9 protein-coding genes are annotated in these 8,680 nt (G+C 72.9%); 2 read left to right on the top strand and 7 right to left on the bottom strand.

The window, feature by feature from the left end; translation table 11 throughout:
• Positions 1-443: 443 nt before the first annotated feature.
• The 3 genes from IEV86_RS17295 to IEV86_RS17285 form a co-directional block, all read right to left on the bottom strand.
• Positions 444-956 carry a DUF2716 domain-containing protein gene (locus IEV86_RS17295; RefSeq protein ID WP_052426548.1) on the bottom strand — a complete coding sequence of 171 codons (513 nt, stop codon included), beginning with the start codon at positions 954-956 and terminating at the stop codon, positions 444-446.
• Between the two features lie 795 nt (positions 957-1,751).
• Positions 1,752-2,249 (bottom strand): DUF6584 family protein, encoded by a 498-nt coding sequence (locus IEV86_RS17290; RefSeq protein ID WP_052426549.1) that lies wholly within the window; start codon positions 2,247-2,249, stop codon positions 1,752-1,754.
• A gap of 152 nt (positions 2,250-2,401) precedes the next feature.
• Positions 2,402-2,677 (bottom strand): hypothetical protein, encoded by a 276-nt coding sequence (locus IEV86_RS17285; protein WP_161784083.1) that lies wholly within the window; start codon positions 2,675-2,677, stop codon positions 2,402-2,404.
• An 810-nt stretch (positions 2,678-3,487) separates the two neighbouring features.
• Between IEV86_RS17285 and IEV86_RS17280 the strand changes: the two genes are divergently transcribed.
• Positions 3,488-3,793, top strand: a complete 306-nt coding sequence (locus tag IEV86_RS17280) for an immunity protein CdiI family protein (protein WP_043609940.1) — start codon at positions 3,488-3,490, stop codon at positions 3,791-3,793.
• A 19-nt stretch (positions 3,794-3,812) separates the two neighbouring features.
• Here IEV86_RS17280 and IEV86_RS17275 read toward each other — a convergent pair whose 3' ends face one another.
• The 4 genes from IEV86_RS17275 to IEV86_RS17260 all read right to left on the bottom strand — a co-directional run bounded on the left by IEV86_RS17275 (position 3,813) and on the right by IEV86_RS17260 (position 7,908).
• Positions 3,813-4,571, bottom strand: a complete 759-nt coding sequence (locus IEV86_RS17275) for a DUF2306 domain-containing protein (RefSeq protein ID WP_081978935.1) — start codon at positions 4,569-4,571, stop codon at positions 3,813-3,815.
• Positions 4,572-4,708: 137 nt separating this feature from the next.
• A complete protein-coding gene (locus IEV86_RS17270) occupies positions 4,709-5,368 on the bottom strand; it encodes a response regulator (protein ID WP_043609942.1) in 660 nt (219 codons plus the stop codon).
• Positions 5,365-6,492 carry a sensor histidine kinase gene (locus tag IEV86_RS17265; RefSeq protein ID WP_188484827.1) on the bottom strand — a complete coding sequence of 376 codons (1,128 nt, stop codon included), beginning with the start codon at positions 6,490-6,492 and terminating at the stop codon, positions 5,365-5,367. The genes IEV86_RS17270 and IEV86_RS17265 overlap by 4 nt, the downstream gene beginning before the upstream one ends.
• A gap of 141 nt (positions 6,493-6,633) precedes the next feature.
• A complete protein-coding gene (locus IEV86_RS17260) occupies positions 6,634-7,908 on the bottom strand; it encodes an MFS transporter (protein ID WP_229734719.1) in 1,275 nt (424 codons plus the stop codon).
• A gap of 80 nt (positions 7,909-7,988) precedes the next feature.
• On the opposite strand from IEV86_RS17260, the gene IEV86_RS17255 reads away from it, so the two are divergent.
• Positions 7,989-8,654 (top strand): ArsR/SmtB family transcription factor, encoded by a 666-nt coding sequence (locus IEV86_RS17255; RefSeq protein ID WP_043607698.1) that lies wholly within the window; start codon positions 7,989-7,991, stop codon positions 8,652-8,654.
• Positions 8,655-8,680: the final 26 nt, after the last annotated feature.

The raw sequence follows: 8,680 nt of genomic DNA, 5'->3' as shown, positions 1-8,680 counted from the left end.
GCTACCGCACCCCCACCGAGGTCGCCCGGGCCTGGGCTGACCCCGACCTACAAACCGCAGCGACCTGACCCGTCAACGCCGACGGGGTCCACGTCAGCTCGGGCGGCTCGAGACGGGCTCGGGAGGTGGCGAATCGACGTCGTCGAGCGAGCGGATGGCCGGCCGTGGCACACGTTTCCGGCTCGTTCCTGGTCGGCCGGTCTTGCCCAGCAGCGCCTGCGTCGTGTGGAGGGCGACTTGACGGCGCTCACGCTCGAGGCTTTCTGGACCCGGTTTGTCGAGGGTCCGTAGAGAAGCATGCGGCCGGTGGGGTCGAGCGCCCGCAGCGGCATGACCGGGCGAGCGCAGCCGCCCTCAGCGCGGCAGATCCGGGCGAGCGTAGCCGCCCTCAACGCGGCATGAGCGTGCACCGCGCGCGAGGGGGGCCAGCGGCGATCGACGTGCTACGCCGGGCTCTGTGAGTGGCGCGGCAGCCAGGCGAGCAGTTCTGCGCCGAGTGACGACACGAGCTCCTCGCCCCAGATCGTCAGGCTCTGCTGCCACGGATGGCCGAACGTCCCCCACCGGACTCCGAGTGCGTAGTGGATGTAGTAGTCGCCGTTGGGAAAGACTGGGATTGGCCATTCGTGCAGCCCTGCAATTGCGTGATCGGCAGGCGAGTACCGGTACGGGGTGTGCTGCCAGTCCAGCGCGACGAGTTCTTCGCTGGCGGCGAGCCACACGAAGCTGCGTAGGGCGGCAGCGTTGATCGCTGCTTCTGCGGCAGCGAAACGCGGCCCCTGGGCGTCGAAGATCGGCGCGAGGTCAACCACGAGGCTGCCCGGTGGAAGCGCGATGGAGGGCGTCACGCGCTCGTAGAAGTCGGGACGGAAGTCGAACCGGGCATCGAACGGCGCCCACGCCTCGTCGTACTCCAGTCGCTGCCAGACACTCTCAGCGGCGAACGGGCTGCTCACGGAGGTCAACGTAACGCCTGCTGTGCCGCGCGGGGTCGTCAGGACGGCAAATCCTGCGGAACAGCCGGCGGCTGGCGTCCGGGCGACCGCGTCGCGGCATGAGCGTGAACGCCATGCCGAGCCGACAGCGGCATGACCGGGCGAGCGCAGCCGCCCTCGGTGCGGCAGATCCGGGCGTCATCACCGGGCTGGCCGCTACGGTCGGTTCCGTGAGCGGAAGCACCAATGAAGTCGTGATCGACTGCGCCGAACCTGCCATGCTGGCAGCGTTATAGGCTCGCGTTCAATGGAAACGGTAGTGGGGCCACCGTCCGGGTCCAGCCGCGCCCTGAGAAGTCGTCGTGTGCTCGCCGCGACCTGCCGCACTACGGGTTCGGACGCTCGTGGAGGTCCCAGCCGAGTCCGTTACAGGTCACGGATGGGCTAGATGGGTATCGCAAGTGTGATGGCTATGGCCTGCGCGCTCGGAGTGATTGCGGCTGCCATCAGGTCCGTCGCACTGCGCGATCGGGAGTCCCAAGGTGTGATGCAAGCCCTTCTCGATGAGTCGCCGCTAAAGATCGCACTTATTGTTGCGTGTGCCTTGTTCGCTGCACTAAGCCAGCGATAGGCGCCACGGCGACCCAGCCAGCTTCAAGAACCGGCGCAGCGGCGGGCCGCCGCCCTCGAGCTCACCGCGGCAGCTGGAGCCCAGCCGACGGGCATGTCTGGCGCCGATCGTTCGCCCGGTCAGCGGAGAGCACGATCGTCGGCAGACGCACCGACAGCGGCAGATCCGGGCACCGCACCGTGCCGCTAGAACAAGCCTGCGAGCCACTGGGAGGTCGAGATCGCCCCCACGACGATGAGCCCGAGGATCGTCAGCACTCCGGCGCAACCGAGGATCGCGACCCACGGTCTGACGCCGGGCTCTGGCTTGTCCCATGACACCTGGTGCCCGACTCGATCACGCGCCGCCTTCCGGAGAGAGCGAAGTCGTTCCCGAGCGACCTCGGTCTCCGCGTCCTCTTCTGAGCCGGTCCAGCGCAACGCCCTCATCATCTCAAGCGGATCGTCGCCGAACGCCTTCGCGAATGCGTTCGTCTCGCGGGGATCGGCGTTCTCGGCCAGATAGTTCCATCGGCCGGCTTGGGAGAGATTCCCCTCCGTCCTGTACACAGCTGCCAACTGCTCGCGTAGCTCGAGGCGCTGAGGCTCGGCCATCACCTTGCTCTTGAGCTGATGCCGACGCCTGCGCAGCTCCTCAGGACTGGCGGCAACCGCCTCCTCGGCGTCCTCCGCGGGATCAGGCATGACCGAAACCTACGGGGCGCGAACCCACGCCAAGTGCGCAGGTGCCGACTTCGCCCCGTCGGCGCAAGTTGCACCGACCGCGCTGTCAGCGGCAGATCCGGGCGAGCGCAGCCGCCCTCAGCGCGGCAGATCCGGGCGGTTTCGGCCGACCTTCAAGACGCTGGTCGCGTCGGGTCCGTGCTGTTCCACGAGGAGGCAGCCTCCTGCTTCAGGTGCTCGACGTACCCCACCAGCAGGCCTAGCACCTCCTCGTCGTCTAGGTCGGGCGTCACGCGGACCGCCCACCCGATGCCCCCGTCGGGTTCCCGCAGCTTCACGAAGGCGAAGACGTCCGACGCGGTGGTTGCTTCCGGCAGTGGAGGTATGCGGAGATCCGAGAGCACCTCGCTGATCGGGACTCCCGGCGGACCGTCATGGTCATGCGTCATGTGGAGCATTCTTCCCCGATAGAGGCCAGGTTTGCGTCGCCGTGCGGCAACCTCGCAGCGCGACGGGCCGGGCAGATCCGGGTGCTGACCTCCCGCGAGTGGCCGAGGACCTCGCTCCGCGACGAGACGGGGTCGGATCGAACTTTGACTCTCGGAGCTCAGGGCAGAGTCAACGTGCGCGAGGTGCTGATGTAGATGGCTCGGTCGTACTCGCTGGCGCTGTCGGCATCGCCTTCCCACGTCTTCCATGTTCGGTAGTAGGCCTCGTATCCCGCCGGCAGGAGCACGCCCGTCGGAAGCTCCCGCCGATACTCTTCCGCCCTGCCGCTTTCCCATTTGCAGGGACGACGATCGGTCTGCCAACAGGTACACGCCCGGCACGCTATGTCCTGGGCTGAACTGCCACGGCATCCGGAGCAACTCTTCAAGGGTGGGTGATTCGAGGGTCAGCCTCTCCGAATACGGAAGCGGCGCGACGACCAAGCCGTCGGTCCCCGGTGCGGCGTCGCGGAGCTCATCGAGTGCCAGCTCCATGCATCGCAGCGCTGCCTTCACTGCGAGCGATGGGGGCTGATTCAAGAGGTCGTCCAGATCGATCTGTGCGAAACCTGCCTGATCGAGTTCGCGCCGCGCCGTCTGAGCCCAGTCAGCTACCGCCATGCGTTCTAGATCAGGCACGTAGTCATCCAACCAGGTAGTCGGGTACCGCGTCGGCCCACGCGGCTGGTGCTCGGTCATCGGCATGACCGCGTACCCGTGCCTCCCACGACGGATGTTTCTTCCATCCCTTGGAGGGAGCACGGTGTCCCTGTGGTCACCCGCATCAAGCTCATGAACGAGCACTCCGTCGCGTGGCCGCTGTGGACCGACTGGGGGCAGGTCGGCGAGGGCGACCTCCCGCTCTCGCGGCAGCTCGCGGACCGGCTCAAGGCGTGGGCGGCGGTCTTCGACGAGCACTTCCACTGGGAGCACGGTTGGGACGGCTACGCCGACCCGGCTGGCCACGCGCGCGAAGGCCTCCTCCTCCAGCGTGCTCTGCAGGACGAGCTCGGCGCCGACTACGAGGTCACCCTCCGCTTGTGGGAGACGGGAGCGCCGCCCTCCGGCGCGCCCTGAGGCCGTCCCCCGCGTCCCCTCACGCGGTTACCGCCGGCCGGCGCGCCGACCGATGCCGACGCCGCCCACCACGCCGGATCACCACCTCCGCCACGGCCGCGTTCAGCACCCACCCGGCCGTCATCGCCGTCGTCAGCTGCGCCTCGGTCGGCGTCGGCGTGAGCACCGCGAGCGGGATGTTCGTGAGCACCTGCGTACCCGCCCCCGCGGCGAGCGCGTAGGCGCGGATCATCCAGGCGCGGTGCCGGGCGACGTCACCGCGGACGACGTCCCGCACCCCGAGCACGAGGAACGCGACCATCGTGACGCCGACGACGGCGCGCACCCAGGCCAGTGCCGCGCCGCTCGGTGCGGGGATGTCGTACGCGAACGCCATCCACAGCCCGGAGAGCGCGGTCAGAACCCCCGCGGGAGCGAGCACCCGCCCGGTCAGCCGGTGCCGCCGGAGGTGCCGACGGCGGTACGTCGGCGCCATCTGGAACGCACCGAGCACCAGGTACGTGGTCGCGCTGACGACGTGCACGACGACGGGCACGGGCGACGTGACGAACCGTGCGTTCGCCTCCGTGATCTCGGGCCCGCCGGCGAGCTCCGTCATGCGCATCGCGCCCGCGAGAACCGGGACGGCCGCGAGGGTGAGCAGCCCCGCGAGCGCCCACCGCTCGCGACGGGGCCACCGCCGCCTCGGGCGCGGGCTGCGTGAGATGACGCGCTGCGCCCCGCGACGGGGTGGGACGGGGGCGGTCGGCGCGACGTCGGCGGCCGTGAGCTCGGTCATGGGTCGACTGTCCCGGCGCGCCCCACCCGGCCACATCGCCTGCCGGGCCGGACCTCGGCGCCGACCGGCCGAGGTCGACCTCCTCCTTCCGGCCGACCCGCCGCGGCGCCCCAGGCGCTCCGTGGCGCGCCCCTTCATCACTCCGAGCGCTCGACCCGCCCCGTCCGGTACGCCCACAGCGCGAGCTCGACCCGGTTCCGCGCGCCGAGCTTCCCCATGACCGCGGCGATGTGCGTCTTGACGGTGCTGAGGCTGATGAAGAGGTCGTGCGCGATCTCGGTGTTGGTCCGGCCGCGGGCGAGCGCCGCGAGCACGTCCTCCTCGCGCGCGGTCAGCGGCTCGGCGGGCGGCGCGGCAGCCGGTCCGCGCCCGGCGTCGGCGAACTGCCGCAGCAGCCGCGCGGTCACGCACGGCGCGATGAGCGCCTCACCCGTGGCGGCCGCCTCGACCGCCTGCGCGAGCAGCACCGGCCCGGCGTCCTTGAGAAGGAACCCGCGAGCGCCGGCGTGGAGCGCGTCGTGCACGTGCTCGTCGAGGTCGAACGTCGTGATCACGACGACGGGGATCGGATCCGCCACGTCGGGCCCGCTGAGCAGGCGCGTCGCGGCGACGCCGTCGAGCACGGGCATGCGGATGTCGAGCAGGCACACGTCGGGGCGCAGGCGGCGCGCGAGCTCGACCGCCTCGCGGCCGTCGGCGGCCTCCGCCACCACCTCGAGGCCCTGCGACTCGAGCAGCACGCGCAGGCCCGTCCGGACGAGCTCCTGGTCGTCGGCGAGCAGGACGCGGCGGCTCACTCGTCCCACCTCAGCGGCAGCGTCGCGGTCACGGTCCACCCGCCGGTGGGGTCGGGCCCGGCGTCGCAGCGGCCGCCGAGCAGCGCGGCTCGCTCACCCATGCCGGCGAGTCCCCACCCGTCGCCGCGCCGCGACGGCGCGACCGGCTCGCCGTCGTCGTGCACGCGGAGGCGCACGGCGTCGTCGTCGACGCGCACGACGACGTCCACGGCGCGCGCCCCGCGGGCGTGGCGCCGCGCGTTGGTGACGGCCTCCTGCGCGATCCGCACGACGGCGGCGACCACGGGCGTGGCGACGCGGTCGAGCGGGTCGGCGTCGAGGCGCACGGGTGGCGCACCCGGCGCGGGGTCGGCGAGCCGCTCGAGCTCCGCCGCCCCGAGCGCCTCCGCGGGTCCGCCCGCCCCAGGCCCGTCGCGCCGCAGCACCCGGACGAGTCCGCGCATCTCCGCGAGCGTCCTGCGGGCCTCGGCCTCGATGAGCGCGAGCTCGGCCGCGGCGCGCTCCGGCTCGGCGGCCGCGACGGCCTGGCCGACCTGCGCGCGGACCGCGATGGTCGAGACGTGGTGCGCGACGGTGTCGTGCAGGTCGCGTGCGATGCGCTCGCGCTCGCGCAGCCGGACCTCCTCCGCGGTCCGTGCCCGCGAGCGTGCCCGGAACCGCACCGCGGCTCCGAGGGAGACCGCCGCGGCGAGGACGACGAGCCCGCCGACGACGTCGCCCACGGGCTCGCCCGTCGCGAGCACGACCACCTGCTGCAGCGCGAACAGCCCGCCACCGACGACGACGTCGCGCCCGGACCCCCACCGCGCGAGCCCGTACGGCACCGCCAGCAGGACGACGACGGAGTACAGCTCGACCGTCGTCCCCGTCGCTAGGGCGAGCGCGCTCGGCACGACGACGGCGACGGCGACGGCGAGCAGCGGGCGCGCGCGCCGCCAGACGAGTGCGGTGACGGCGAGGCCGCCGACGACGCCTTGCGCGACGCGGTCGTCGAGCCCCGGCCGCAGGGCCGCCTCGGCGACCGCCACCAGCACGAACCCGAGCAGGGCGACATCGCGCTGACCCACCGGTCGGCTCCCGGGCGCGCGCGGCTCCGACCAGAGGGAGCCGAGGGGGGAGCGCACGTCGTCACGCTAGTGCGGCGGCGGTGCCCGGCGGATCGGCCGGACGGCCGACCCGCGCCGACGCCGTCGTCTCGTGACCCGGCGCCTACCGGGGCCCGCCGGTCTCGACCGGGCCGACCGCTTCCGACCCGAGCGCGTTCCTCAGGCCTCGACGTGCCGCCGCGGCAGCACCGCCACGGCCGCCACGATGGCCAGCGCGAGGACACCACCGGCGAGCGAGAGGGTCGCGTAGCTCGTCGACGCGACGACGAAGCCCGAGGCCATGCCGCCGCCCGCCCCGGCGACCGCGATCGCGAGGTCGATCGACCCCTGGGTCTTGGCCCGGTCCGCGAGGGGCACGGCGTCGCCGAGCATCGCGGTGCCCGAGACCAGACCGAGGCTCCAGCCGAGCCCCAGCAGCGCGAGCGCGACGGCGAGCGCGGGGACCGAGTGCGCGGGCGCCGTCGACGCCACGACGCCCGCCGCGAGGAGGGTCACCCCGGCGGCCGCCGACACCGGCAGCGCACCGAACCGGTCGACGAGCCACCCCGACAGCGGCGACGGCAGGTACATCGCGCCGACGTGGACGGCGATGACCAGGCCCGCCGCGGCGACACCGTGGCCGTGGGCGAGCATGTGGACCGGGGTCATGGTCATGATCGCGACCATCACGAGCTGGCTCACGACCATGACGGTGCCGGCGAGGAGGACGACGCGCGGCCGGGCGACCACGTCGAGCGGCGCGGCGCGGCCGTCGGCTCGTGCCTCGGCGGCCTCCGTCGCGGCGAGCTCGCGGGCGCGGACCAGGGGGTCCGGGCGCAGGAGCACCCACAGCACGACCCCCGCGGCGCCGTAGGCGGCGGCGGCGAGGATGAACGGCCCGGCGAGCCGAGGGATCCCCAGGCCGGCGGCGACCGCACCCATCACGGTCACGAGGTTCGGCCCCACGACGGCCCCCAGCGTCGTCGCGACCAGCACGGTGCTGACGGCGCGGCCGCGGCGGGAGGGTGCGGCGAGGTCGGCGCCCGCGTACCGCGCCTGGAGGTTGGTCGCGGTCCCCGCGCCGTACACGAACAGGGCGGCGAAGAGCAGCGGCACGCTGTCGAGCACGGCCGCGACGACGACGCCGACGCTCCCCAGCGCACCCGCGACGTAGCCGAGCGAGAGGCCCGCGCGGCGGCCCGCGCGCTGGGACACGCGACCCACCGTGACCGCGGCACCTGCGGAGCCGATGGTGAACAGGGCGCTCGGCAGCCCGGCGAGGCTGGTCGCGCCGAGCATGTCCTGGGCCAGCAGCGCGCCCACGGTGATCCCGGCGGCGAGCCCGGCGCCGGAGAGCACCTGGGCGGTCACGAGGACCATCAGCGTCCGGCGCTGCTCGGGCGGCTCGACGACCGCGACGGAGGAGCGTGCGGGGGATGTCGTCGACCGCGCCACGGCTTCTCCAATGTTCTGTGGAACAACAGAACAGGACGCTAGGGTGTCGGACGACGTGCTGTCCAGAAGAAGGTGAGCCGATGGGCCGACGTGAGGCGAAGGACGCGCTGTTCGATCAGTTCGCGCGGGTGACCAAGGCGCTCGCGAGCCCGCGGCGTCTCGAGCTGGTCGACCTCATGGCGCAGGGCGAGCGGTCGGTCGAGGCGCTGGCGCGCGCGACCGGGATGAACCTCACGACAGCGTCGGCGCACCTCCAGGCGCTCCGCCGTGCGCGGCTGGTCACCACGCGCCGCGACGGCACCCGGGTCTACTACCGGCTCGCGGGCCCGGACGTCGCGGCCCTGTACCTCCAGGTGCAGCGGATCGCGGAGGCGCACCTGCCGGACCTCGCGGACGCGGCGTCGGCGTTCCTCGGACCGGAGGACACCGAGGAGATCGACCGCGACGAGCTGTGGCGCCGCGCGCGGGCGGGCACCGTCACGGTCGTCGACGTGCGCCCGGCCGAGGAGTACGCGGGCGGGCACATCCCCGGGGCGCTCTCCATCCCGCTCGAGCAGCTCGCCGACCGGCTCGCGGACCTGCCCCAGGACACCGAGGTGGTGGCCTACTGCCGCGGCCCGTACTGCGTCCTCTCGCACGACGCCGTCCGGATGCTGCGCGACAACGGGCGCACGGCCCGACGCCTCGCCGACGGCGTGCTCGAGTGGCACGCGGCTGCACTGCCCGTGGACCGCGAGACCGCCTGAGGCTCCACCACCGACCCCTGCCGCCG

The sequence above is a fragment of the Cellulomonas carbonis genome, from assembly GCF_014636275.1.
Lineage (GTDB): Bacteria > Actinomycetota > Actinomycetes > Actinomycetales > Cellulomonadaceae > Actinotalea > Actinotalea carbonis.
The sequence above is the reverse complement of the archived record's forward strand: the minus strand, read 5'-3'. Positions and strand labels throughout refer to the sequence as shown.